We start from the raw sequence: 22,328 nt of genomic DNA on the forward strand, positions 1-22,328 counted from the left end.
CTATGATCTGGGATATTTCGACGATGAGACATGCAGGCTCGAACCACTCGAAAACCCTTTCGGGCGAAAGTGTTACCTATGTCTCCGGTATAAACCGTAACCTATGTGTCCAGAATGGACCCTGAAAATGCTGGCGATCCCGACAGGATTCGAACCTGTGACCATCGGCTTAGAAGGCCGGTGCTCTATCCAGCTGAGCTACGGGACCGCTGGCCGACGCCAAGGGCCGGCTAATTTATGCGCTGCGACGGCTGCCCAGCATTTGCCGGTCAATGCGTCCAGGGCGTCCTGCGGTCATAGCGGAAATTCTCCGCATAGGAAATCTGGCGGCGCTTGGATTCCTTCGGCTCCTCGACGCGGTAGGTCAGCCCCTCCTTCTCCGCATAGGCCACCGCCTCTTCCCTTGTGTCGAAGGTGAGCCTGATCTGGCTCCGCATGTCACCCGACGTGGTGTAGCCCATCAGCGGATCGATTTTCTTGCGCATCTCGGGATCGAATTCCAGCACCCAGTGGCCGGTCTTGGCCTTGCCGGACTGCATCGCGGTTTTGGCTGGGCTGAAAATGCGCGCGGACATGAACACCTCGTTACTACGTGCAAGCGGCACCGCCGCTGTATTCCCGTCATTACTGCGCAATGCTGCCGGCGGCAAGGCCGAGCCTGCCGTACCCCCTTCACGGCGGCCACCGACGATGATCGCGCGAGGTCAAAAAATCCATCCCCTCAATCAGCTTGAGCAGTTTGCCAGGGGAGCCTTGCTGTCGGACGGCGGTACGGCGATCGCTGGCCGGCGCGATGGTCACCGTTCGGGAGGTGGACAACGTGCCAACGGATTGCCTGCCGTTTGTTCCGTTTTCGTCTTTTAGGGGTTGCGCAGCCAGGCCCGGAACCCTATACGCCGCCAAGGACTCGGAGTGTAGCGCAGCCTGGTAGCGCATCTGGTTTGGGACCAGAGGGTCGGGAGTTCGAATCTCTCCACTCCGACCATCCATTCACGGAAATCATCGCCCGTGCTGCCGGCGCACCGGCGCCGGACAGCATCTGCGACGGGCAAAGCACCCAAGCGAACGACGGGCAGCCCGGATTTCCGGGCGAGCCCGCCTGAAGCTTGCGAAGCGTCAGCCTTGGATGAACGCCAGGAGATCCGGATTGATGATCTCCGGGTGGGTGGTGCACATGCCGTGCGGAAGGCCCTCGTAGACCTTGAGCGTGCCGTGCTTCACGAGCTTGGCTGCAAGCAGAGCGGAGTCGGCAATCGGCACGATCTGGTCGTCATCGCCGTGCATGATCAGGACGGGCACGTCGATCTTCTTCAGGTCCTCCGTAAAGTCGGTTTCGGAAAAAGCCTCGATGCAGTCGAAATGGGCCTTGGCTCCGCCCATCATGCCCTGGCGCCACCAATTGTCGACGGCCCCTTGCGAGACCTTGGCGCCCTCGCGATTGAAGCCATAGAACGGGCCGGCAGGCACATCCCTGTAGAACTGGGCGCGGTTGGCGACCAAAGCGGCACGGTAGCCGTCGAAGACCTCGATCGGCAGGCCGCCGGGGTTGTTGTCGGTCTTGAGCATGATCGGGGGCACCGCGCCGATCAGCACCGCCTTGGCGACGCGTCCTTCGCCACCGTAGCCGGCAACGTAACGCGCCACCTCGCCGCCGCCGGTCGAATGGCCGATATGGACGGCGTTCTTGAGATCAAGATGAGCGGCCAGAGCCGCGACGTCGGCGGCATAGGTGTCCATCTCGTTGCCGGTCGCGGTCTGTGTCGAGCGGCCGTGCCCGCGCCGGTCATGCGCGATGACGCGATAGCCCTTGTCGAGGAAGAACAGCATCTGGTTGTCCCAGTCGTCGGCGCTCAGCGGCCAGCCGTGATGGAACACGATTGGCTGGCCTGTGCCCCAATCCTTGTAGAAAATCTCGGTGCCGTCCCTGGTGGTGAATGTGCTCATAGTCGTACTCCTTATTAGCGGAATAGGCGGGGAAGGTTCGTTCCCTCTGTGGACAAGCTATTGCAACGGAGCCATGGTGAGAATTGGCAAAACAGACATTGAACGTGGCAAAACTGACAGGTGATTACGCTGTCTGACCGGGTTGAAATCGGGCTTGTGGTGTATCCCGGTGTTCAGGAAGCGGCAGTACTCGGTCTGACCGACCTGTTCCAGCTAGCCAACCGGCTGGCTGCCGAACGGTCGCCGGACGCGCTGAGGCTTCGCGTCAGCCATTGGCAGTGGCAGGACGCGAGCCAAACCGTCATCCGCAGCTTCGACAGCGAGCCCGGCCCCGGCCATGGACCTGCCATGGTCATCTTGCCTCCGACCCTGGGTGATCCGATCGCTCGCGAGGCGGCGGCGCCCTATGCCGACTGGCTCAGGGCCCGCCATGCTGCGGGCGCGACGCTCGGCTCGGTCTGCGCCGGCGCGTTCGTGCTTGCCGAGACCGGCCTGTTGTCGGGTCGTGCGGCGACCACGCACTGGGCCTATCGCGACGCGCTTGCGATGCGCTTCCCCGACATCGCACTGGATGCCGACAAGCTGGTCATCGACGACGGCGACATCATCACCGCCGGCGGCTATATGGCCTGGACCGACCTCGGCCTGAAACTCGTCGACCGGGTGCTTGGGCCGACCGTCATGATGGACACCGCCCGTTTCATGCTGGTCGACCCGCCGGGACGCGAGCAACGCTTCTACAGCCCCTTTGCTCCCAGGCTGAACCATGGCGACGAGGCCATCCTCAAGGTGCAGCACTGGCTTCAGGCGAGAGGCGCGCGCGATGTGACACTTGCCACCATGGCGGAGCAAGCGGCCTTGGAGGAGCGGACTTTTTTGCGCCGCTTTCGCAACGCCACCGGCCTCAAGCCGACCGAATATTGCCAGCACCTGCGCGTCGGCAAGGCGCGTGAGATCTTGCAAGCGACGACCCGATCCATCGACCAGATCGCCTGGGACGTCGGCTATGACGATCCCGGCTCCTTCCGCAAAGTGTTCGCCAGGATCACCGGCCTGGCGCCGGGCGATTACCGCAGGCGCTTTGGCGCGGGACGAGCGGCCCTGCCCGGCGGCGATCGGGCTGAAGCTGTAGCGAGGCTAGAGCAATGATCGACCGACCAATCACGACCTGCGATGAGTGCGGCAGCACCTACTTCGCCGAAAGTAGCTCAATGGCCAAATTATGTGCCGAATGCGCATTTCGGCTCTATGGGTATCCAAACTGCGAGCATCATTTCGAAAGCGGCCGATGCACGGCGTGCGGGTGGGACGGCTCTCAATCTCAATCAAAATACGTCGCCGATCTCATTCCCAGGTAAGGCCGATACGTTGAGAATGTGGCGATCGATCACCTTCCCGGCATCGTCTGCACCGGGCGGCGCTGAACCAAGGCGACGACTGCTCGGATTGCGGCATAAATGGCAAGCTCGCCGGGAGGAGAACCCCAACCGCCCCGTCTCCCGGCGAGCCTACAACCTGATTTGGTACGCATCAGGACCGGGATTAGCCGGCAAGGCTAACGTTGCAAGACAGATGCCAGCCCTTGTTTCCCAAAACGGGACACCGGCTGAGGCTGTCGTATCAGATCTCAAACTCGCCCTGCCCCTCATCCATGGCGCTGACGGTTTCGGCGGCGAGCGCCCTTGTGATCGGCGTCTTGCGCTCCAGCGCCGTGCGATCGAGCCGCTCGACCACCCGCATTGCGGTGGCCAGCGAGCGTTCGATGCGGCGCACCAGATATTGCACGACATGCGGCTCGACCTCGACCTGGCGGTCGGCGAACAGTTTGGTGATGACGCCAGCCAGCAAGAGATCGTCGGGCTCGTGGATCTCGACCGTCGCCGCCGCCTTCAGCCGCGATGCGAGGTCGGGGAGCTTGACACCCCAGGCGGACGGAAAGCGGCGCGCGGTCAAGAGCAAGGTCGAGCCGGCCGCGCGCACCGCATTGATCAGATGGAACAGCCCCTCTTCATCGACCGGACCGGCATCGACATCGTCGATCAATGCGGGCCGCGCGCCGAGGCTCGCCATGCAGTCTTCGATCCGCCCGGCGTCGATCTTCACTGCGCTGGCGCGGGCGCGCCAGATCGACGCCAGATGGGTTTTTCCACAGCCTGCCGGACCGGCGAGCACGACCACCGGCGACGGCCAGTCCGGCCAGCGATCGACCAGCGCCACCGCCTGGCTGTTGGTGCCTGAGACGACGAGTTCGTCGCGCGAATAGCCGGTGCCGTGGCCGAGATCGAGCGGCAACTGGCGCGGCGGGTCGATCTTGTTGTCCGGCATCTGGCTCAACTGCGCGGCCCACCGCTCCCGCGGCGACGCGCCGGCAGCGGCGGCACAGGTTCGGTGTTGTGGCCCTTGTAGAGCGGCGACTCGAGATAGCGGGCGATGGCAAAGCGCACCAGAACGGCAACGGCGGCCGAGGCCGGCACGGCGATCAGCAAGCCGACGAAGCCGAACAGAGCGCCGAAGGCAAACAGCGAAAACATCAGCCACACCGGATGCAGGCCGACGCTTTTTCCGACCAGCCTCGGCTGCAGGATGTTGCCCTCGATGAACTGGCCGACGAAGAACACGCCGGCCACCGCCGCGACCATAGTCCAGTCCGGCCAGAACTGGACGAAGGCGACGCCGACGGCCAGCACCAGCCCGGTCAGCGAGCCGACATAGGGGATGAAGGAGATCAGCCCGGCGAACAGGCCGATCAGGATGCCAAAATTCAGACCGGTCAGCGTCAGCCCGGTGGCGTACATGGCGCCCAGTACCAGGCACAGCGTGCCCTGGCCGCGCACAAAGCCGGCAGTGGCGGTGTTGATGTCGTTGGCGATTGCCCTGACGGTCTGGACATAATCGCGCGGCACCCAGCTGTCGACAATCGCCACCATGCGATCCCAGTCGAGCAGCATGTAGAAGGCGACGACGGGCGTGACGACGAACAGGCTGACCACCGAGACCAGCGCCACGCCCGAGCTCCAGATCGAGGTGAACACCGTGGTCAGCAGGCCGAAGCCGGAGGTCAGCAGCGAATTCAACCCTTCGCGCAGGCCATTGGCGTCGACGCCGAATTGCTCTTCCAGCCATCTCGGATCGAAGCTGGTGATCAGGCTCTGCAGCCGGGTCAGGTATTCCGGCAGCTTGCTGGCGAAATCGGCCATCTGCGAAGCCAGCACCGGAATGAGGATGACGAAGGCCAGCACCAGAACGACGATGAAGGCAAACAGGATGACAATCGTCGCCATCAGCCTGGACAGGCCGAGCCGCTGCAGCCGATCGGCGACCGGGTCGAGGAAATAGGCGAGCACCATGCCGGCGACGAACGGCAGCAGGATGCCGCTGAAGACATAGAGGAAGATCGCGAGGATGACGGCGCTGATCAGCCAGAAGCGGATCTGGCGGCGAAACACGCCAGACGCGACAGCATCGGCAGCCGCAGCCTCGGCTGCCGCGTCGATGTCCTGGTCAGGTGCCCGGTTTGGAGCCTTCGCCATAGCCGCTCATATGCCTCAGCCAAGCCACGAGATAGGCCGCGGCCGAAGCCACGGTCAAGACCCCGGACAGCAATATGAGCACCGGCCTGAGCGGATCGAGATCGATGGCGAGGGCCAGTTCGCCCAGCACCACCGCCGCCAGCCCGATCTGGACGGCGGTGTTGGCCTTCGACACGAACAGCGGCTTCATCTCGACCGGGTGGGTCATGACGGTGGACAGAACGACGGCGCAGACGATCAGCGCATCGCGCGACACCATGGTGACGACCAGCCACAGCGGCAATTCACCGATGAAGCCCAGCACCACGAACACCGAGACCAGCAGCAATTTGTCGGCCATCGGATCGAGATAGGCGCCAAGCTGCGAAAACTGGTTGAAATGGCGGGCAATGAAGCCGTCGACGCCGTCGGAAATGCCGGCGATCAGGAAGCCGGCGAAAGCCCAGTCCCAGCGCGCCTGCAGCATGGCCAGCACCACACCCGGCACCAGCACGAAACGCATGATCGTGATCAGGTTGGGGATGGTCAAACGCATGTCCCGTCGCTTCTGTTTTGATGATACATGATAGAGATGAGAGGCTACGGCAAGTGAGACCGACGCAGAAGCTGCCAATCTCCGCTCGTGGAAAGAGATTGGCTGTCTTCAAGGCCTTCGCTAATCGCCAATGTTGGAGATTTGCCTGAAGCGCTCTGTCCACGATTTTGTGATGCCGAAAGTGTCTGAGCCAGCCGTTATCCTTGCGAGGCGCAGCCGTTCATGCGAAGAGCCCCGGAAAGCAGGAAAGAGTGATGAGCAAGCGCAAGAACGGGCTCACCTATGCCGAGGCGGGTGTCGACATCGATGCCGGAAACCTCATGGTCGAGAAGATCAAGCCGCTGGTGCGCGCGACGCGCCGGCCGGGCGCCGATGGCGAGATCGGCGGCTTCGGCGGCCTGTTCGACCTCAAGGCCGCCGGCTTCACCGACCCGGTGCTGGTCGCCGCCAATGACGGCGTCGGCACCAAGCTGAAGATCGCCATCGATGCCGGCAAGCACGACACGATCGGCATAGACCTCGTCGCCATGTGCGTCAACGACATCATCGTGCAGGGCGCAGAGCCATTGTTCTTCCTCGACTATTTCGCCACCGGCAAGCTCGATCCCGACCAGGGTGCGGCGATCGTCAGCGGCATCGCCGAGGGCTGCCGGCAGGCCGGATGCGCGCTGATCGGCGGCGAGACCGCGGAAATGCCCGGCATGTATCACGGCAACGACTACGACCTCGCCGGCTTTGCCGTGGGCGCGGCCGAACGCGGCCAGCTGCTACCGACCGACGACATCGTCGAGGGTGACGTGCTGTTGGGGCTGGCCTCGTCGGGCCTGCATTCGAACGGCTTTTCGCTAGTCCGCCGCATCGTCGCCACCAGCGGGCAGGCGTGGAGCGATCCGGCGCCGTTTAACGATGAAGCCACTTTGGCCGAGGCGCTGCTCGAGCCGACCCGCATCTACGTCAAGGCGATCCTCAAGGCGATCCGTAACACGCATGGCATCAAGGCGCTGGCCCATATCACCGGCGGCGGTTTCCCGGAAAACATCCCGCGCGTCCTGCCGAAGGATTTTTCGGCCGAGCTCGACCTCGACGCCATCGAGGTGCCGGCGGTGTTCCCATGGCTGGCCAAGACCGGCGGGGTGGCGCCCGAAGAGATGATGCGCACCTTCAACTGCGGCGTAGGCATGGTCCTCGCCGTCGCCTCCGGCCAGGCCGCACAGGTCGCGGCCGTGCTGCAGGAGGCCGGCGAGACGGTGACGCCGATCGGCCGCATCGTGCCGCGCCGTGACGCCGGCGTGATCTATCGCGGCGCGATCGGCCTATGAGTGCGCGCAAACGCACCGTGGTGCTGATTTCGGGTCGCGGCTCCAACATGACGGCGCTGATCGCCGCGGCCAGCAACCCGGACTATCCGGCCGAGATCGTCGGCGTCATTTCCGACCGGGCCAATGCCGCCGGTCTCGGTATCGCGGCGGCGCGCGGCATCGCCACCAAGGTGATTTCGCGGGCCGACCATAGCAGCAAGGAAGCGCATGACGGGGCGATCGACGCGGCGCTTGTCTCGTTCGGCGCCGAGATCGTGGCGCTGGCCGGTTATATGCGCATTCTCGGCGCGCGCTTCGTCGAGAAATGGCTGGGCCGGATGATCAACATCCACCCTGCCCTGCTGCCCGCCTTCAAGGGGCTGGATACGCATGCGCGCGCCTTGCGCGCGGGCATCCGCATCCATGGCTGCACGGTGCATTTCGTCACGCTCGACATGGATGACGGCCCGATCATCGCCCAGGCTGCCGTGCCGGTCATGGTCGGCGACAATGAGGATACGCTCGCCGCGCGCGTGCTGAAGGCCGAGCACCGGCTTTACCCACTGGCGCTCGGGCTGGTCGCCGAAGGCAAAGCGCGGATGGAAGGCGGCCGCACCGTGCTTGCCCATTTCGCCGACGATGCCGACAACAGCACCTCCGTGGTCATGGCGCCCGATCCGCTGCGCGAGGAGACCGACCTCGAGCACCTGGCGCGCATCACGCCCTGAGAACCATTCTTGAACATGGTAGCAATATTTGCTACTATCTTGGCAAGGAGACAGTTCGATGGCGACAGTCGAAAAAGTCAGCGTGGCGCTTTCCCCGGAACTGCTGGACATGGTCAAAGGCGCGGTGGCCAGCGGGCAGTATGGTTCGGCAAGCGAAGTGATCCGCGAGGCGCTGCGCGAATGGCGCCTTCGCCAGCCCTTGCGCGAGGCAGAAGCGGAACGGCTGCGGAAAGCCTGGACGGAAGGGCTGGAGAGCGGCCCGTTCGCGCCTTTCGACATCGAGGACATCAAGCGGAGAGCCCGCGGCCGGCTCGTCGACGCTGTCAAGAAATAGCCCATGGCAGGCATGCCGATCATCCGCAGCCCGGCGGCCGAAAATGATCTTATCGATATCTGGCTTGCTATCGCCGAGGACAGCCCGCGAGCCGCCGATCATTTTCTGAATGCCATCGCCGAGCGCATCCTTCAGCTTGCCGCCTTTCCCGAGTCGGGGCCGCGTAGACCAAATATCGCTCGCGGAGCGCGCGCATTGACGATCGGCAACTATCTCGTGCTCTATCGCCTGACCGAACAGCAAATCGAGATCGTCCGTGTCGTCCATGGCGCGCGCGACGTCTCGACGCTATTTTGATCGCAGGCATTTCAATGGGTGCTTTTGATGGCGCAATCCGGACAACAGGCGATTTGGCCGGCGTTTTCGAATATGACGATGTAGAAGACCGGCTCAGCGCGACAGCATATTTCTACCTTGTTCAAATCGCAAACCGACAAGCGGGCCTTGTCATCAATTCAATTCACATTTGTTCAGGTGCCTGGGCAATCGATGAAGCAGACATCGCAGGTGAAATGGGACAGGGACTAACAGTGCGTGGGCCTGTTTATCTTTGGAGAACTCTGGGCAGCCTTCGACACTGCAACGGGCAAAAAATATGGTGGCGGGTATGGGAAAGACATCCAGCCCAATATCCCCTGGGACTGAGTTAAAGTCGATGAAACAACTGCTTTTGCTTCGCCACGCCAAGTCGAGTTGGGACGATCCTGACCTTATCGACTTTGACCGGCCGCTTTCCGGGCGCGGGCTGAAGGCCGCCCCGCTGGTCGGGCGCGAACTGGCCAGGCAAGGCTGGCTGCCCGATCTGGCGCTGGTGTCGCCGTCGCTGCGCAGCCGCGACACATGGCGGCTGGTCTCGGCGGAATTGCCGGCGAAAGCACCGGCCAAATTCGTCCAGGCGCTCTACGAGGCCAGCGCGGCAGACGTTCTCGCCAAGGTACGGCAGGCAACTGCGGCAACAAGCAGCCTTTTGGTGATTGGCCATAATCCCGGCCTGGAGGAATTCGCGCGCCGGCTTGCCGGCGCCGAATCGGATGCCGCGGCACTCAAAAAGCTTGAAGAAAAATTCCCGACAGCGGCTCTTGCCCGCTTCGTTTTTGACGGTGAATGGGCACGGCTGGCCCTCGGCGACGCGCGGCTGACGCACTGCGTTTGGCCGAAGGATCTGCGCTAGCGCATCGCCCCGAAAAGGGCGGCGCCTAGCCTGAGACTTCTTGATAGGCGAAAGCAAGAACGGCGGGCCAAGCCCGCCGCTCTTTGAGTTCTGGAGCTTGAGGACTTAGCGGCCCCAGTTGCCCCGGCCTGATTGTGGCGCGGCGGACTGACCCGTGCCTGACTCGGACGCCGCATTGGTGTTGACAGCGTTGTGCTCGGTCGGGAGCAGCTTGCGGATCGAACCCGTGAACGTGTTGTCGACATTTCCAACAGCCGCATTGCCAACAGGCGCGGTCGGCTGGTTGACGCCGTCCGAACCATAGTGGTCGCTGCCGGCAAAGGCGCTGCCTGTGGCAATGAGGATGGCGGCAGCGGTGAGCGCAATCTTGGTCATTTCAGGTACTCCGGTATTGTCATACTTTCAGTGTTGTTGTCCGTCTCGTGGCGTGCCTTGGGAGGATTTCGCGTCGCTCGGACTGCCCCGAGGTGGGTTGGCCATGCAGCAGTTTCCAATCACAAAGATGTTCCGGCCACACTCTGAACCGGGTGCTTGAAATCCGCTAAAAGGCTTCCTCCGCCACAATTTTTGAACTTCTTCTCAATGCTTTAGGCGCATACGTCTGCCGCGTGGCCTGGCCATTTGCTGAGCCGACGTTCACTCGGTCCACAATGCGTCAACAAAAACGAACCGATCGGTTCGTTTTCCTGCTCAAATGAAATCGCAGATCTACCGGTTTTGCGCTGCCGCTCTAAACGTGCACGTCGCCAAAAGAGAGTTCGCCGTCGTCGCTGGCAGTCAGGAACGCCGTGACCAGCAGGCCGGCATAGAAGGCGGCGACCAACACGACGATAACCACGCCGGGGATGGGCCCCAGGGCAGCGCCGGCAACGACCTCGCGCACCGAACTGACGAAGTCGATGCGGACACCTTCGGTTAGAAGACTGGGGGTCGACAGTTTCAGGATCCAGGCCAACAGCAGGATCAGCAGCATGTGGATGTAGTTTCGACGCAGACGGCGCGCCAACGCCGCTCGTTGCGAAATGAGGAATTTTGGAGTGCGCAGGCTTTCGCCGACGACCAACAGCCAATCGGACGCGAAGTCCGGCTGCGGCGAGAATATCTGCGCGAAATAGTGCCGTTCGAACTGGCGCACGCGGGCCCGGTAAACGTCGAAGAAGCGATACCGCCGCGCTTCTATCCACAGCAGCAACAAGACAAGCAGCATGGCAAAAAGCAGCACGCCGTGATGCGCGCTGGCCGTCGAAAGCGAGACGGACAACATCGCCGCGACGACCGTTATCGCCCAATTGCTCGTCCGGTCCAGGCGGTCGCGCCACCCCGTCATGCGCAGAATCTCGGCGCGATGAAAGTGCGACATCGTGGTTACCAGTTCGCCGGGCGAAAGCGTTCTTCCAATGGGGTCCGGCGCTGCCAAGGCTTCTGCCATCACCATGTCTCCACCGCCACGCAAAAACGGCTGGATGGATATATCGTTCCGACGCTTCACTTTGCCGGGCGCAACCAGACCTTGTTGTCGTGGAACGCCGCACCGCCATAGGGCGCCGGCGCGTCGGCGCCGGTCAGGACGTTGATGCCCTCGCCGCGCTCGTGGGCGCTGTTCGGCCAGATGCCTTCGGCCACCACGACGCCGCGCTTGATGCCGTCGAACAATCTTGCGTGCAGCACAACTTCGCCCCGCGCATTGCCTATCTCGACGCGGTCGCCATTGGCCAGCCCATAGGCTGCCGCATCGTCCGGATGCAAAAGCAATTCCGGCCGGCCCTCCTTGGCCTTCGACACCGGCGTCTCGGAAAAAGTCGAGTTGAGGAAATTGCGCGCCGGCGAGGTGGTCAGCCGGAGGGGATGCGCCGCATCCGCTACCTCGATCAGGTCGATGTGGTCGGGAAATTCCGGCAGTCTTGCCACCGGCCCGAACAGGCCCATGCTTTTCGGCGGCCGATTGGGCGCCGCCTGCCCGGTCCAGTCGGCGCGGAAGCGGAATTTTCCGTCCGCGTGGCCGAAGCCGTCGATAAAATGCGCCGCTTCGAAATCCGGCTGCAAGTCGACCCACTTCTCTTCCTTGAGGCTCGAAAAACTACCCAGGCCGCGCTTGCCCAAAATGATATCGATATGCTGCTGCTCGGTCATGCCGAAGCCGGGCCTGTCGCCAACGCCGAGCCTTTTACCGAGTTCCTCGATGACGAAATGGTTGGTGCGCGGCCCTTCCGGCGGGTCGATCAGCTTCGGACCGAGCGTGATGTGCTGGTTGCCGCCGCCCTTGTAGACATCGTCATGCTCTAAAAACATCGTCGCCGGCAACACGACATCGGCGAGTTTTGCGGTGTCGGTCATGAACTGCTCGTGCACGCAGGAAAACAGGTCGTCGCGCAAAAAACCCTGCTTCACCAGCCGCTGCTCCGGCGCGACATTGACCGGATTGGTGTTCTGGATCAGTAGCGCCGTCACCGGCGGGCCGCCATAGAGCGCATCCTCAGCGCCGGTCAGCACCGGGCCGATGCGCGAATGGTCGAGATGGCGGATCGCCGGGTCGCGCATCCGCGTGCCTTCCAGCAGTTCCTGGTTCAGTTTGAAGATGCCCGAATTGGAATGGAAGGCGCCGCCGCCCTCATATTGCCAGCAGCCGGTGACCGCGGCGATCGAGGCGGCGGCATGCATGTTGACCGAGCCGTTGCGCTGGCGCGAGAAGCCGTAGCCGAGGCGGAAATAGGTTTTCTTCGTCGTGCCGACGAGGTGGGCGAAAGCCTCGATCTCGTCGACCGAAAGCCCGGTGATATCCGCTGCCCATTGCGGCGTTCTCGTCTGAAGATGCGCTTCCAGACCGTGCGGATCGTCGGTGTATTTTTCCAAATAGGCGCGGTCGGCCATGCCGTCACGGAACAGCACATGCATCACCGCGCAGGCCAGCGCGCCATCGGTCCCGGGCTTCAGCACCAGGCCGAGATCGGCCTGCTTCATCGTCGCGTTCTCGTACACGTCGATGACGACGATCTTGGCGCCGCGCTCCTTGCGCGCCTTGATCGCGTGGGTCATGACGTTGACTTGGGTGACCACGGCATTAGAGCCCCAGATCACCACGCAGTCGGACTTGGCCATCTCGCGCGGGTCGGGACCGCGCAACGCGCCGGCCCCCATCATCCAGCCGGTCCAGGCCAGATTGGTGCAGATCGAACCGAAGAAGCCGGAGTACCTTTTCGCATGGCGCAACCGCTCGATGCCGTCGCGCTGCACCAGCCCCATGGTGCCGGCATAGTAATAGGGCCAGACCGTCTCCGAGCCGTATTTTGCCTCGGCCGCGATGAATTTTTCGGCGACCAGGTCGAGTGCGGCCTCCCAGCTCGCTTCCTTCCAGGCGCCCTCGCCCTTGGCGCCCGCCCGGATCAGCGGCTTCAGCAAGCGGTCGGGATGATGGACGCGGTCGGCATAACGGGCGACCTTGGCGCAGATGACGCCAGCCGTGTAGCTGTTGGCCTTGGCGCCATGGACGCGGCCGATGCGCTTGCTGCCATGCAGTTCGACCTCGAGCGCGCAGGTCGACGGGCAATCATGAGGACAGGCCGAATGGCCGATCCTGAGCTTGGCGTGTTGATTCATGGGGCGAGATTAGCGGGTTCCGGACACTGCGTGTAGGGCCAGATCGCGCCTTCCCTTCTCCCCTAGGTGGCCGAGCGAAGCTCGGTCGGATGAGGGGTGCCGGAAGAATCGTTGCGTAGGAGATGTAAGCGCTTCAAATCGTTTTATATTTTTCTCGCTGCGTTTCTTCCAACACCCCTCTTCCGTCTTGGCGCTGCGCGCCAATCCACCTTCTCCCACAAGGGGAGAAGGCAGAGGGGCGTCGCGCTACTCCGCCGTGCCTTCCTCATACTCCGCCGACATCGACAGCCATTTTTCCTCGTGCGCGGCGAGCGTCTGGGCCAGCTGCGAGCGCTCCTTGGCCAGCCGTGTCGCCGTCGACGGGTCCTTTTCATAGACCGCCGGATTGGCGAGTTCGTCCTCGATCAAGTCGATGCGCTTACGGATGCGGTCCATCAGCGCTTCGGTGGCACGGATTTCCTTGGCCAGTGGCTCGAAGGTGGCGCGGCGTGCGGCCGCGTCGCGGCGGCGGTCGGCCTTCGAGGCCTTTTCGGCCTCGCGCTTGCCGCGGCGATCGCCTGACACGCCCGTGACCAGCGTCTTGTAATCATCGAGGTCGCCATCATAGGGATTGACCGTGCCGTCCTTGACCAGCCACAGCCGGTCGGCCGTTGCCTCGAGCAGATGGCGATCGTGCGAGATCAGGATGACGGCGCCGGGAAACTCGTTCAGCGCATGGATCAGCGATTCACGGCTGTCGATATCGAGATGGTTGGTCGGTTCGTCGAGGATGAACAGGTTTGGCCCCTCGAACGCCGACAGGCCCATCAAGAGCCGCGCCTTCTCGCCGCCCGACAGGTCCTTGGCGGCGGTGTTCATCTTCTCAGTGGTCAGACCGAACTGGGCGACGCGGCCGCGCACCTTCGATTCCGGCGCTTCCGGCATCAGCCGGCGGACATGCTCATAGGCGTTTTCACTCGGTCGGAGATCGTCGAGCTGATGCTGGGCGAAGATCGCCACCGTCAGGCCGGGTGCTACCGTCATGGTCCCGCTCTCCTGCTTCAGGCGGCCGGACAGCAATTTGGCGAAGGTCGACTTGCCGTTGCCGTTGGCGCCGAGCAGCGCGATACGGTCGTCGGCATCGATGCGCAGCGTCATCTTCTTCAGGATCGGCTCACCCTCGACATAGCCGACATTGACGTTGTTGAGCGCAATGATCGGCGACGCCACCGTCTTCACCGGCTCTGGAAAGGAGAACGGTCGCACGTTGTCGTTCACGATCGCGGCGATCGGCTTCATCTTCTCCAGCGCCTTGATGCGCGACTGCGCCTGTCTCGCCTTGGAAGCCTTGGCGCGGAAGCGCTCGACGAAGGATTCCATGTGCTTGCGCGCGGCTTCCTGCTTGACCCTGCCCTTCTCCTGCAATTCGCGCTGCTCGGTGAATTGGCGCTCGAACTGGTCGTAGCCGCCACGCCAGAAGGTCAGTTTCTTCTGGTCGAGATGGACGATCGAGTTGACGGCGCGGTTGAGCAGGTCGCGGTCATGCGAGATCAGAAGCACCGTGTGCGGGTATTTCGACACGTAGTTTTCTAGCCACAGCGTGCCTTCGAGGTCGAGATAGTTGGTCGGCTCATCGAGCAGCAGAAGATCGGGCTCGGCAAACAGCACCGCGGCGAGTGCGACGCGCATGCGCCAGCCGCCGGAGAACGACGAGGCCGGCCGCCGCTGGGCATCGTCGTCGAAGCCGAGGCCGGCGAGGATGGTGGCGGCACGTGACTCGGCCGAATGGGCGTCGATATCGGCCAGCCGCATGTGGATGTCGGCGATGCGGTGCGGATCGGTCGCCGTCTTTTCCTCATCGAGCAATGCGGAGCGTTCGAGGTCGGCCTTGAGCACAATCTCGATCAGCGGCTCCTCGGTGCCGGGAGCCTCCTGCGCCACCTGGCCGATGCGCGTGTTCTTCGGCAGGCTGATCGAGCCGGTCTCGGAGGCGAGGTCGCCGGTGATCGCCTTGAACAAAGTGGTCTTGCCGGTGCCGTTGCGGCCGACAAGCCCTGCCTTGCTGCCGGCCGGCAAGGTCAGCGAGGCATGGTCAAGAAGCAGGCGTCCGGCCATGCGGAGCGAAAGGTCGTTAATGATCAGCATGGCCGCGCTTTTGCACGGGACGTCAGCGCTTCGCAAGACCTCGAGCGCCGGTTGGCCGCATAACGCATGAAAATGGCCGGGCTGGCAGCCAGTTGCTTTTGTGCCGCGGGAGGGAAGAAGGCTATTAATCCGATCGCGGCTTCGCCGGATCAGATGGCCGGCTCTGGGCAACCGCTGTGATGGCGTGGCGCTTGGCGAGCATCGGCTTCTCGCAGCCGAAATTGCGCATTTGTCAGTTAATTGCCCGTGCAAGGCGGTCGTCTTCCGCTATCGCGTCATGACGCAAAGGCAAGACTCAGCTATGTTTAGGTGTGCGGCGGACCTGATACCCGCCTGGCCGGCGCCATCGCTCCCCTCCCAAGCGGCGCCGGCCACCTTTCCTGCAGGCTTCCATCACTGCGCCGGCGGCGTGCCGGGTTGATCATCGCCTGGCGCCGAGTTGGGCGCAGGGTCGACCTGCGGGTTTTGATCGGCGCCGGGAGCCTTTGTCGGTGGAATGTTGTTGTCGCAGGCCGCGACAGCCAGCGCTGCGGCCAAAACGAGCCAGGGCGGGGCCAGCAAAATTGAGAGCTTGTTCATCGCAACCTCCTTTCACCGGGCAAACGAGACGGTGCGGATTTGGTTGCACGCTCGGGCAGAGCTTGGGCATTTGGAAAGCGGGGAACAAAACGCGGGCTCTTCGGTTGGTCCACACCAATGGAGAAAATCATGATCCGTCTGCTCATAGCCGGGGCCGCCGTCTATGTGGCCTACCGCATAGTCAGGGAAATCGTCGACGAGGTGCCCGACGACTTCGATCCGCTATTGCTGCCGCCTCCCGATGACGACAAGTCGCTGCCGCGGCAGTCAGCGGCGATGGGCGTGGAGCCGCAGCGCTAGTTTCGGTTCATCGGTGGGATCGGACGCATCGGTCGCACGTACGAAAGCGTTGCGAACAAAGCAGAAACGATGCTTGATGGGCAATGAACCTCGCTGCCCGTGATTCGACCTTCCGGCCTGCCTATCTCGCAAAGCTGAATGCCGAGCAGTGCCTTGCGGTCGAGCATGGCGACGGCGCGGTCGCCGGGCCGTTGCTGGTGATCGCCGGCGCCGGCTCCGGCAAGACCAGCACGCTGGCGCATCGCGTCGCGCATCTGATCGTCAGGGGCGCTGACCCCAGGCGCATCCTTTTGATGACGTTTTCGCGTCGTGCCGCATCGGAAATGGCCAAGCGGGTCGAGCGCATCGCCGGCGAGGTGCTCGGCCGGGACGCTTCCATTATCACCGATGCGCTGAGCTGGGCCGGCACATTTCACGGCATTGGCGCCAGGCTGCTGCGCGACTATGCGCTGGAGATCGGCCTCGATCCGGCCTTCACCATCCACGACCGCGAGGATTCGGCCGACCTGATGAACCTCGCCCGGCACGAACTCGGCTTCTCGAAAACGGAAGGCCGTTTTCCAACCAAGGGCACCTGCCTGGCGATCTATTCGCGTGCCGTCAACGCGCAGGCGCCGCTCGGCGAAGTTCTGGGTTCGGTGTTTCCCTGGTGCGCGGGGTGGGCAGAACAGCTTAAGGTGCTGTTCGCCCGATATGTCGAGGCCAAGCAGGCGCAGAACGTGCTCGATTACGACGACCTGCTGCTCTACTGGGCGCAGATGGCCGGCGAGCCGGAGATATCGGCGCATCTGGGTGGGCGTTTCGACCATGTGCTGGTCGACGAATACCAGGACACCAACCGGCTGCAGGCCTCGATCCTCGCGGCGCTCAAGCCGGACGGATTCGGGCTGACGGTGGTCGGCGACGATGCGCAGTCGATCTATTCGTTTCGCGCCGCGGAAGTGCGCAACATCCTCGACTTTCCAAAACAGTTCGCCCGGCCGGCCGAGATCGTCATGCTGGAGCGCAACTACCGCTCGACCGAGACCATCCTGGCCGCCGCCAATGCGGTGATCGGCGAGGCCTCGGAGCGCTTTACCAAGAACCTCTGGTCGGAGCGCAAATCGAACGAAAAGCCGAAACTGGTCAGCGTCCGCGACGAGGCCGAGCAGGCGAGTTACGTCTGTCAGGCGATCCTGACGGAGCGCGAGGCCGGCACGGCGCTGAAGGCGCAGGCCGTGCTGTTTCGCGCCTCGCACCACAGCGGGCCGCTGGAGATCGAGCTGACGCGCCGCAACATCCCGTTCGTCAAGTTCGGCGGGCTGAAGTTCCTCGACGCCGCCCATGTCAAGGACGTGCTGGCGGTGCTGCGCTTCGCCGAGAACCCGCGCGACCGCGTCGCCGGTTTTCGCGTGCTGCAGCTTTTGCCCGGCATCGGCCCTTCGGCGGCTTCGCAGATCGTCGACACCATGGCGACGTCGCTCGACGAAGCGATGGGGCTGGCGCGCTACCGCCCGCCGCAACGCGCCGCTGACGACTGGCCGGGTTTCGTCGCGCTGTTCTCGCAGCTTCGCACCGGGTCGGGAAAATGGCCTGCTGACCTCGAACAGATCAGGCTCTGGTATGAGCCGCATCTCGACCGCATCCATGAGGATGCAACGACGCGCCGGGCCGATATTCTGCAGCTCGAACAGATCGCCTCGGGCTACGCCTCGCGCGAGCGTTTTCTCACCGAGCTGACCCTCGATCCGCCGGATGCGACCAGCGACGAGGCCGGGCCGCCGCATCGCGACGAGGACTATCTGATCCTGTCGACCATCCATTCGGCCAAGGGCCAGGAATGGAAGAACGTCTTCGTGCTCAACACCGTCGACGGCTGCATCCCGATCGATCTCGCCGTCGGCTCGAAGGAGGATATCGACGAGGAGCGCCGCCTGCTCTACGTGGCGATGACGCGGGCCAAGGACGGCCTGCACCTGGTCATGCCGCAACGCTTTTTCGTCCACGGCCAGGCGGCGCGCGGCGATCGCCATGTTTACGCCTCGCGCACCCGCTTCATCCCAGCCTCGATCCTCGGCGCCTTCGAACAGACATCATGGGCGAGCGTCCAGGCCAAGGACGATCCGCGCCGCCAGCCGCAAGTGCGCGTCGACCTTGGCGCCCGCATGCGCGACATGTGGAAATAGGCTTCGGCACGGCGCTCATGCCACGGGACCTGGTGGCGAAAACCAAATTTCGGCAACATGGAACCTGATGCCGCAATTCGCGTTTCTGGGCGTCCGACCCCCGGTCGGAGAGCGGCGTCCGCCCGTCACCTCCGCCCAATTCGAGAGGCCAGAATGCACGACACGACATTTTTCGCCCCGGTCGCCGTAACCGTCGGCGCCGGCCATAAGCGCATGATCGCTTCGCTCTTCGACATGCATGAGTTCCTGACCGAGTTCCCGCCATCGCGGCGACGCCTGAGCTATGGCGCGGCGGTGAAGGCCTGCGAGGCGGCACGCGCCGGCGAGATCTCGCCCGAAGCCGCGCGCGACGCCTTGATCACCTTCGCAGTTTCGGCAGGCATTCTCTGGCCTTCGGCCCAGCCGGCAGTCTCGGTCAAGCCGATCGCCCGCGGCCAGGGCGGATACGCTGCCTGACTGGCCAGGCCTCTTTTGCGACTGTGGCCCGCCGAAGATGCTGTTCGTCTTCGACGGGTTTGCGACCACAAGTATCAGGCGCGGCCCTCAATGGACCGTCATCAGGTCGCCGTTCGGCAAACCGCTCAATGCCGCCGCTTCAAAGCTAACCTGGTCGCGGCCGTTCGATTTAGCCCTGTATAGGTGTTTATCCGCCACAACGAACATCTCGGCATAAGTGGTCGGTCCGCTGAAGGCGACGCCGCCGATGCTTACCGAGAGGGGACAGGGTTGCCCGCCCGGGGAAAAATCCGCCTCGCGGATACGGCGCCGTATCCCCTCCGCGACCAGCCAGGAATGCGACGGGTCGGCGCCGGGAAGGAAGACTGCGAATTCCTCGCCACCAATTCGCCCGACGATATCGGCGCCGCGCAGCTGGTCTTGAATGGTCCTGGCGATCAGCTTGAGGGCCTGATCGCCACAGTCGTGGCCGAGGCGATCGTTGACGGACTTGAAATGGTCGGCGTCGACGATCAGCAAAGCCCCGGAGCTGACGACAGAATGGCTGCGCGCTTGCTCGAGATAGGCTTCGACAAGCATTGAGAACGCGCCGCGGTTGAACACCGCTGTCAGACTGTCGGTCGCCGCGACAATTGTCAGCTCATTTTGCGCGATTGCCAGCTGACGCATTTTCCACATCAGGAAAGACAGGAACGAACCGGCCAGCACCAGCGGCAGCAGCAGATCGGTGAGTTTCGCCCGCCACAGCGCTTCAGGCGAAAGATAGGGGAAATTGAAGGAATCGACGAAAAAGGCGGCGGCGATGCACACTGCGGTCCCGGCGACGGTGACCGCCACCACCCTGCCCCAACTCGTGGGGGAAAAATCGATCCGCATGCATTGCTCCCGCTATGGCAAGCTATTTTGAAGCGGGATCACAAATGAAGTCCTAAGACTTTGCCTTCAATTCGATCATGATCGCCACAGATGATCCCAAATCACGCGTAGGCGCGGCCCTCTTCGCTGCGCTGGAACAGCGTCAGGTCGAGCGGCACCGAAGGCCGGCCGAGAATGGTCAAGATCGCGTGCGCCTGGCCGCGGTGATGGGTCTGGTGGTTGAAGAAATGATCAAGCGCCGGCGCCAATCGCTGCGAGACGGTGCGCATGTCGGAGACGGTCATGTAGGAGAAGCGGCCGGACAAAGCCTTGTCGCTTAACGCCCCAACCCAGTCGATGATCCTTCTGTCTTCGGCCTCGCGCGCCAGCCGCAAGCCCGGCAGGGCGCGGTGCAGGATCGTGTCGAGCCTGGCCGGCGCGTCGCCCTCGCCGGTAAAGCGCCTCATCCAGATGCGATCGGCAGTCAGAACGTGATTGAGCGTGCCCGTCATCGAGCCGAAAAAAACCCCGACGTTGCGGTGAAAATCTTCCTCGTCGAGATCGGTGGCGGCATCGTAGATGCGGCTATTGGCCCATTGATTGTAGGCAGCAAACATCATGAAGTGCTGTTTCATCGTTTTCTCCGGCCCGCGAGACCCCGTTTCGGGTGCTTATCGCAAGGCCCGAAACGTCGCTCTAGTAGACCGCAAGGAAGCTGCCGCCAATGACAATTCTGCTCTATGACCTCGTCGGACGCGATGGCGCCCGTCCGTTCAGCCCGCATTGTTGGAAGGCGACGATGGCGCTTGCCCACAAGGGCCTCGATATCTCGACCGTGCCGACACGCTTTCTTGAAGTGCCCACCGTTGAAGGCGGCGTTTCAAAACTCGTCCCGGTGATCCGCGACGGCGAGAAGGTGGTCGCCGATTCTTTCGCCATCGCGCTCTATCTCGACGAAGCCTATCCAGAGCGACCGACATTGCTTTGCGGTGACGGCGGCAAGGCGATGGCGCGCTTCATCGAACGCTGGTCGCAACTGACCATCCACCCCTATGTCACCACTGCGGCGATCATGGACCTGCACGCCATGCAGGACGAGGCGAACGCCGCCTATTTTCGTCAAAACCGCGAGCAGCGCTTCGGCAAGAGACTGGAAGAGGTGGTGGCGGCGCGGGACGCCGGCCTCGGTGCCTTCCGTGCCTCGCTGGAACCATTGCGCTCGATGCTTGCCTATCAGCCGTTCATCGGCGGCCAATCACCGCTGTTTGCCGACTACATCGTCTTCGGCGCGCTGCAATGGGCGCGCATCGCCTCACCCTACCGGTTGCTCGACGATAGCGATGTGGTGGCGCAATGGTTCGAGCGCTGCCTCGACCTGCATGATGGGCTCGGCCGCAAGGTGCCGGCGGCGGTCGCCGCCGCCGCGTAGGGGAGTAGGGCAGTAGGGCAGTAGGGAGTAAGGAAGTCGCGGCGGCGCACATACCTACTGCCTTATTGCCCTACTGCCCTACTGCCCTACTGCCCTACTCCCCTACTCCCCTACTCCCCTAGCAAAGGCAGTACGACACCATGACGTCAGACCCGGAATTTCGGGACGATTTTCGCGCCGATCTGGCCAATCTCTTCCTGTGGCGGCGGGACGTCAGGCGATTCAGGCCGACGCCGCTCCCCGAAGGCGCGCTGGAACGGCTGCTTGACCTCTCCAGCATTGCGCCCTCGGTCGGGCTGAGCCAGCCCTGGCGCTTTGTCATGGTCGAGAGCGCGGAATGCCGCGCCGCCGTCAGGACATGCTTCGAGCGCTGCAATGCGGAGGCGCTTGCATCGTTCGACGACGAACGCGCTGCGCTCTATGCGCGCCTGAAGCTTGCCGGCTTGAACGAAGCGCCTTCTCAATTCGCGGTCTTTGCCGACCGCGCGACGGAACAGGGACATGGGCTCGGCCGCCTGACCATGCCAGCGACCATCGAATATTCGGCGGTGATGGCGATCCACACTTTTTGGCTGGCGGCGCGCGCCGAAGGAATAGGCATGGGCTGGGTCTCGATCCTCGACCCGGCCGAAATGGCGACGATCCTGGACGCGCCGCCAGAGTGGACGCTGATCGGTTACTTCTGCGTCGGCTACCCGAGCGAGAACCACAGCGTGCCGGAACTGGAGCGAGAAGGCTGGGAGGTCCGGCGCGCTTCGATGGTGATAAGGCGGTAGCGCAACGGCGACGCTGCAATCCTCTCTTGCAGGGAAGAATGGATATCATGGATGGTTTCGCCGATCGCCGGCGTTGCCAACAAGACACCATGGCAAAGCCAGCCGTGACCGCCTTGATCTGAGGAAGGGCACAAAAATGTTTCGCTACGACGTGCAAGCCGAGATCTGGGTCTATCCAGGCAAGGGCGGCTGGCATTTTGTGACGCTGCCGCCGGAGCTTGGGGCACGGATCAAGACGGCGATGGCGGGGATGGCACGCCCCTGGGGCTCGCTTGGCGTGGAAGCCGTCATCGGCCAGACCAGATGGCGGACGTCGCTGTTTCCCGACAAGAAATCCGGCAGCCTGCTCTTGCCGATCAAGACGGCAGTGCGGGTCCGCGAAGGCCTCCGGGCTGGCGACACGGCCAAGCTGACGATCGAGATGCAGTTATGACAACATTGGTTCGGGCCGACGACGATGCGCCATCCGGCGCAGAAATGAGCGCCGCGCCGGCCTCCTCTTGGCAAGCC

At 63.2% G+C, this 22,328-nt stretch carries 25 protein-coding genes and 2 tRNA genes; 14 read left to right on the plus strand and 13 right to left on the minus strand.

From position 1 onward, the window contains the following. Window positions 1-131: 131 nt before the first annotated feature. Window positions 132-208, minus strand: a tRNA-Arg gene (locus NMG80_RS34770). Between the two features lie 61 nt (window positions 209-269). After that, a complete protein-coding gene (locus NMG80_RS34775; protein ID WP_254022323.1) occupies window positions 270-575 on the minus strand; it encodes an ETC complex I subunit in 306 nt (101 codons plus the stop codon). Here NMG80_RS34775 and NMG80_RS34780 point away from each other — a divergent pair. Both NMG80_RS34780 and NMG80_RS34785 read left to right on the plus strand, forming a co-directional pair. Then, window positions 574-864, plus strand: coding sequence for a hypothetical protein (locus tag NMG80_RS34780; protein ID WP_254022324.1), 291 nt, complete (start codon window positions 574-576; stop codon window positions 862-864). The genes NMG80_RS34775 and NMG80_RS34780 overlap by 2 nt on opposite strands. Window positions 865-908: 44 nt before the next feature. After that, window positions 909-985 (plus strand) — tRNA-Pro (locus NMG80_RS34785). A gap of 131 nt (window positions 986-1,116) precedes the next feature. Here NMG80_RS34785 and NMG80_RS34790 read toward each other — a convergent pair. Next, entirely contained in the window at window positions 1,117-1,944 is an 828-nt protein-coding gene (locus tag NMG80_RS34790) for an alpha/beta fold hydrolase (protein ID WP_254022325.1), read from the minus strand. Window positions 1,945-2,064: 120 nt separating this feature from the next. Between NMG80_RS34790 and NMG80_RS34795 the strand changes: the two genes are divergently transcribed. Then, window positions 2,065-3,093, plus strand: a complete 1,029-nt coding sequence (locus tag NMG80_RS34795) for a GlxA family transcriptional regulator (protein WP_254022326.1) — start codon at window positions 2,065-2,067, stop codon at window positions 3,091-3,093. Window positions 3,094-3,564: 471 nt separating this feature from the next. Here the strand turns inward: NMG80_RS34795 and hdaA are convergent, their stop codons facing one another. The 3 genes from hdaA to NMG80_RS34810 are packed head-to-tail and all read right to left on the minus strand — an operon-like array spanning window position 3,565 to window position 6,003. Next, a complete protein-coding gene (gene hdaA / locus NMG80_RS34800; protein WP_254022327.1) occupies window positions 3,565-4,269 on the minus strand; it encodes a DnaA regulatory inactivator HdaA in 705 nt (234 codons plus the stop codon). A gap of 5 nt (window positions 4,270-4,274) precedes the next feature. Then, window positions 4,275-5,474 (minus strand): AI-2E family transporter, encoded by a 1,200-nt coding sequence (locus NMG80_RS34805; protein ID WP_254022328.1) that lies wholly within the window; start codon window positions 5,472-5,474, stop codon window positions 4,275-4,277. After that, window positions 5,446-6,003, minus strand: coding sequence for a CDP-alcohol phosphatidyltransferase family protein (locus NMG80_RS34810; RefSeq protein WP_254022371.1), 558 nt, complete (start codon window positions 6,001-6,003; stop codon window positions 5,446-5,448). The genes NMG80_RS34805 and NMG80_RS34810 overlap by 29 nt, the downstream gene beginning before the upstream one ends. Window positions 6,004-6,263: 260 nt before the next feature. On the opposite strand from NMG80_RS34810, the gene purM reads away from it, so the two are divergent. The 5 genes from purM to NMG80_RS34835 all read left to right on the plus strand — a co-directional run bounded on the left by purM (window position 6,264) and on the right by NMG80_RS34835 (window position 9,540). Continuing rightward, window positions 6,264-7,328, plus strand: a complete 1,065-nt coding sequence (gene purM, locus NMG80_RS34815; protein ID WP_254022329.1) for a phosphoribosylformylglycinamidine cyclo-ligase — start codon at window positions 6,264-6,266, stop codon at window positions 7,326-7,328. Continuing rightward, on the plus strand, window positions 7,325-8,035 hold the full coding sequence (gene purN, locus NMG80_RS34820; RefSeq protein WP_254022330.1) for a phosphoribosylglycinamide formyltransferase: 711 nt from the start codon (window positions 7,325-7,327) through the stop codon (window positions 8,033-8,035). Before purM ends, purN begins: the two co-directional genes overlap by 4 nt. 58 nt (window positions 8,036-8,093) lie before the next feature. Beyond that, the gene (locus tag NMG80_RS34825) at window positions 8,094-8,369 is read left to right on the plus strand and encodes a type II toxin-antitoxin system ParD family antitoxin (RefSeq protein WP_254022331.1); all 276 of its coding nucleotides are present in this window, start codon (window positions 8,094-8,096) and stop codon (window positions 8,367-8,369) included. Between the two features lie 3 nt (window positions 8,370-8,372). Then, window positions 8,373-8,666 (plus strand): type II toxin-antitoxin system RelE/ParE family toxin, encoded by a 294-nt coding sequence (locus NMG80_RS34830; protein WP_254022332.1) that lies wholly within the window; start codon window positions 8,373-8,375, stop codon window positions 8,664-8,666. Between the two features lie 358 nt (window positions 8,667-9,024). Beyond that, window positions 9,025-9,540 carry a SixA phosphatase family protein gene (locus NMG80_RS34835; RefSeq protein WP_254022333.1) on the plus strand — a complete coding sequence of 172 codons (516 nt, stop codon included), beginning with the start codon at window positions 9,025-9,027 and terminating at the stop codon, window positions 9,538-9,540. Window positions 9,541-9,645: 105 nt separating this feature from the next. On the opposite strand, the gene NMG80_RS34840 is transcribed toward NMG80_RS34835, so the two are convergent. From NMG80_RS34840 to NMG80_RS34860, 5 genes are all read right to left on the minus strand, one after another. After that, window positions 9,646-9,915, minus strand: coding sequence for a DUF680 domain-containing protein (locus tag NMG80_RS34840; protein WP_254022334.1), 270 nt, complete (start codon window positions 9,913-9,915; stop codon window positions 9,646-9,648). Between the two features lie 355 nt (window positions 9,916-10,270). Further along, on the minus strand, window positions 10,271-10,969 hold the full coding sequence (locus NMG80_RS34845) for a DUF2270 domain-containing protein (protein ID WP_254022335.1): 699 nt from the start codon (window positions 10,967-10,969) through the stop codon (window positions 10,271-10,273). Window positions 10,970-11,025: 56 nt separating this feature from the next. Then, complete coding sequence (locus NMG80_RS34850) at window positions 11,026-13,134, minus strand: molybdopterin-containing oxidoreductase family protein (protein ID WP_254022336.1); 2,109 nt, start codon at window positions 13,132-13,134, stop codon at window positions 11,026-11,028. A 246-nt stretch (window positions 13,135-13,380) separates the two neighbouring features. Continuing rightward, on the minus strand, window positions 13,381-15,258 hold the full coding sequence (locus tag NMG80_RS34855; protein ID WP_254022337.1) for an ABC-F family ATP-binding cassette domain-containing protein: 1,878 nt from the start codon (window positions 15,256-15,258) through the stop codon (window positions 13,381-13,383). A gap of 393 nt (window positions 15,259-15,651) precedes the next feature. Further along, complete coding sequence (locus NMG80_RS34860; protein WP_254022338.1) at window positions 15,652-15,837, minus strand: hypothetical protein; 186 nt, start codon at window positions 15,835-15,837, stop codon at window positions 15,652-15,654. A 129-nt stretch (window positions 15,838-15,966) separates the two neighbouring features. Between NMG80_RS34860 and NMG80_RS34865 the strand changes: the two genes are divergently transcribed. From NMG80_RS34865 to NMG80_RS34875, 3 genes are all read left to right on the plus strand, one after another. Continuing rightward, complete coding sequence (locus NMG80_RS34865) at window positions 15,967-16,137, plus strand: hypothetical protein (RefSeq protein ID WP_077375704.1); 171 nt, start codon at window positions 15,967-15,969, stop codon at window positions 16,135-16,137. An 83-nt stretch (window positions 16,138-16,220) separates the two neighbouring features. Then, the gene (locus NMG80_RS34870) at window positions 16,221-18,302 is read left to right on the plus strand and encodes an ATP-dependent helicase (RefSeq protein ID WP_254022339.1); all 2,082 of its coding nucleotides are present in this window, start codon (window positions 16,221-16,223) and stop codon (window positions 18,300-18,302) included. Window positions 18,303-18,455: 153 nt separating this feature from the next. After that, complete coding sequence (locus NMG80_RS34875; RefSeq protein WP_254022340.1) at window positions 18,456-18,758, plus strand: DUF982 domain-containing protein; 303 nt, start codon at window positions 18,456-18,458, stop codon at window positions 18,756-18,758. An 87-nt stretch (window positions 18,759-18,845) separates the two neighbouring features. Here NMG80_RS34875 and NMG80_RS34880 read toward each other — a convergent pair whose 3' ends face one another. Both NMG80_RS34880 and NMG80_RS34885 read right to left on the minus strand, forming a co-directional pair. After that, window positions 18,846-19,634, minus strand: a complete 789-nt coding sequence (locus tag NMG80_RS34880) for a GGDEF domain-containing protein (RefSeq protein WP_254022341.1) — start codon at window positions 19,632-19,634, stop codon at window positions 18,846-18,848. Between the two features lie 101 nt (window positions 19,635-19,735). Continuing rightward, the gene (locus NMG80_RS34885) at window positions 19,736-20,248 is read right to left on the minus strand and encodes a DinB family protein (RefSeq protein ID WP_254022342.1); all 513 of its coding nucleotides are present in this window, start codon (window positions 20,246-20,248) and stop codon (window positions 19,736-19,738) included. Window positions 20,249-20,337: 89 nt separating this feature from the next. On the opposite strand from NMG80_RS34885, the gene NMG80_RS34890 reads away from it, so the two are divergent. The 3 genes from NMG80_RS34890 (at window position 20,338) to NMG80_RS34900 (ending at window position 22,251) form a co-directional block, all read left to right on the plus strand. Next, complete coding sequence (locus NMG80_RS34890) at window positions 20,338-21,042, plus strand: glutathione S-transferase family protein (RefSeq protein ID WP_254022343.1); 705 nt, start codon at window positions 20,338-20,340, stop codon at window positions 21,040-21,042. A gap of 140 nt (window positions 21,043-21,182) precedes the next feature. Next, complete coding sequence (bluB, locus tag NMG80_RS34895; RefSeq protein ID WP_254022344.1) at window positions 21,183-21,818, plus strand: 5,6-dimethylbenzimidazole synthase; 636 nt, start codon at window positions 21,183-21,185, stop codon at window positions 21,816-21,818. Window positions 21,819-21,954: 136 nt separating this feature from the next. Next, window positions 21,955-22,251, plus strand: a complete 297-nt coding sequence (locus NMG80_RS34900) for a DUF1905 domain-containing protein (RefSeq protein WP_192362266.1) — start codon at window positions 21,955-21,957, stop codon at window positions 22,249-22,251. Window positions 22,252-22,328 lie beyond the last annotated feature (77 nt).

It is taken from the genome of Mesorhizobium escarrei, from assembly GCF_935825525.1.
GTDB classification, from domain to species: domain Bacteria; phylum Pseudomonadota; class Alphaproteobacteria; order Rhizobiales; family Rhizobiaceae; genus Mesorhizobium; species Mesorhizobium escarrei.

Bases quoted from the DNA above. Each gene is read 5' to 3' on its own strand.
- NMG80_RS34780 (WP_254022324.1), top strand. From the start codon at position 574: ATGAACACCTCGTTACTACGTGCAAGCGGCACCGCCGCTGTATTCCCG.
- NMG80_RS34775 (WP_254022323.1), bottom strand. From the start codon at position 575: ATGTCCGCGCGCATTTTCAGCCCAGCCAAAACCGCGATGCAGTCCGGC.
- NMG80_RS34790 (WP_254022325.1), bottom strand. From the start codon at position 1,944: ATGAGCACATTCACCACCAGGGACGGCACCGAGATTTTCTACAAGGAT.
- hdaA (WP_254022327.1), bottom strand. From the start codon at position 4,269: ATGCCGGACAACAAGATCGACCCGCCGCGCCAGTTGCCGCTCGATCTC.
- NMG80_RS34805 (WP_254022328.1), bottom strand. From the start codon at position 5,474: ATGGCGAAGGCTCCAAACCGGGCACCTGACCAGGACATCGACGCGGCA.
- purM (WP_254022329.1), top strand. From the start codon at position 6,264: ATGAGCAAGCGCAAGAACGGGCTCACCTATGCCGAGGCGGGTGTCGAC.
- purN (WP_254022330.1), top strand. From the start codon at position 7,325: ATGAGTGCGCGCAAACGCACCGTGGTGCTGATTTCGGGTCGCGGCTCC.
- NMG80_RS34825 (WP_254022331.1), top strand. From the start codon at position 8,094: ATGGCGACAGTCGAAAAAGTCAGCGTGGCGCTTTCCCCGGAACTGCTG.
- NMG80_RS34830 (WP_254022332.1), top strand. From the start codon at position 8,373: ATGGCAGGCATGCCGATCATCCGCAGCCCGGCGGCCGAAAATGATCTT.
- NMG80_RS34835 (WP_254022333.1), top strand. From the start codon at position 9,025: ATGAAACAACTGCTTTTGCTTCGCCACGCCAAGTCGAGTTGGGACGAT.
- NMG80_RS34840 (WP_254022334.1), bottom strand. From the start codon at position 9,915: ATGACCAAGATTGCGCTCACCGCTGCCGCCATCCTCATTGCCACAGGC.
- NMG80_RS34845 (WP_254022335.1), bottom strand. From the start codon at position 10,969: ATGGCAGAAGCCTTGGCAGCGCCGGACCCCATTGGAAGAACGCTTTCG.
- NMG80_RS34850 (WP_254022336.1), bottom strand. From the start codon at position 13,134: ATGAATCAACACGCCAAGCTCAGGATCGGCCATTCGGCCTGTCCTCAT.
- NMG80_RS34855 (WP_254022337.1), bottom strand. From the start codon at position 15,258: ATGCTGATCATTAACGACCTTTCGCTCCGCATGGCCGGACGCCTGCTT.
- NMG80_RS34860 (WP_254022338.1), bottom strand. From the start codon at position 15,837: ATGAACAAGCTCTCAATTTTGCTGGCCCCGCCCTGGCTCGTTTTGGCC.
- NMG80_RS34865 (WP_077375704.1), top strand. From the start codon at position 15,967: ATGATCCGTCTGCTCATAGCCGGGGCCGCCGTCTATGTGGCCTACCGC.
- NMG80_RS34870 (WP_254022339.1), top strand. From the start codon at position 16,221: ATGAACCTCGCTGCCCGTGATTCGACCTTCCGGCCTGCCTATCTCGCA.
- NMG80_RS34875 (WP_254022340.1), top strand. From the start codon at position 18,456: ATGCACGACACGACATTTTTCGCCCCGGTCGCCGTAACCGTCGGCGCC.
- NMG80_RS34880 (WP_254022341.1), bottom strand. From the start codon at position 19,634: ATGCGGATCGATTTTTCCCCCACGAGTTGGGGCAGGGTGGTGGCGGTC.
- NMG80_RS34885 (WP_254022342.1), bottom strand. From the start codon at position 20,248: ATGAAACAGCACTTCATGATGTTTGCTGCCTACAATCAATGGGCCAAT.
- NMG80_RS34890 (WP_254022343.1), top strand. From the start codon at position 20,338: ATGACAATTCTGCTCTATGACCTCGTCGGACGCGATGGCGCCCGTCCG.
- bluB (WP_254022344.1), top strand. From the start codon at position 21,183: ATGACGTCAGACCCGGAATTTCGGGACGATTTTCGCGCCGATCTGGCC.
- NMG80_RS34900 (WP_192362266.1), top strand. From the start codon at position 21,955: ATGTTTCGCTACGACGTGCAAGCCGAGATCTGGGTCTATCCAGGCAAG.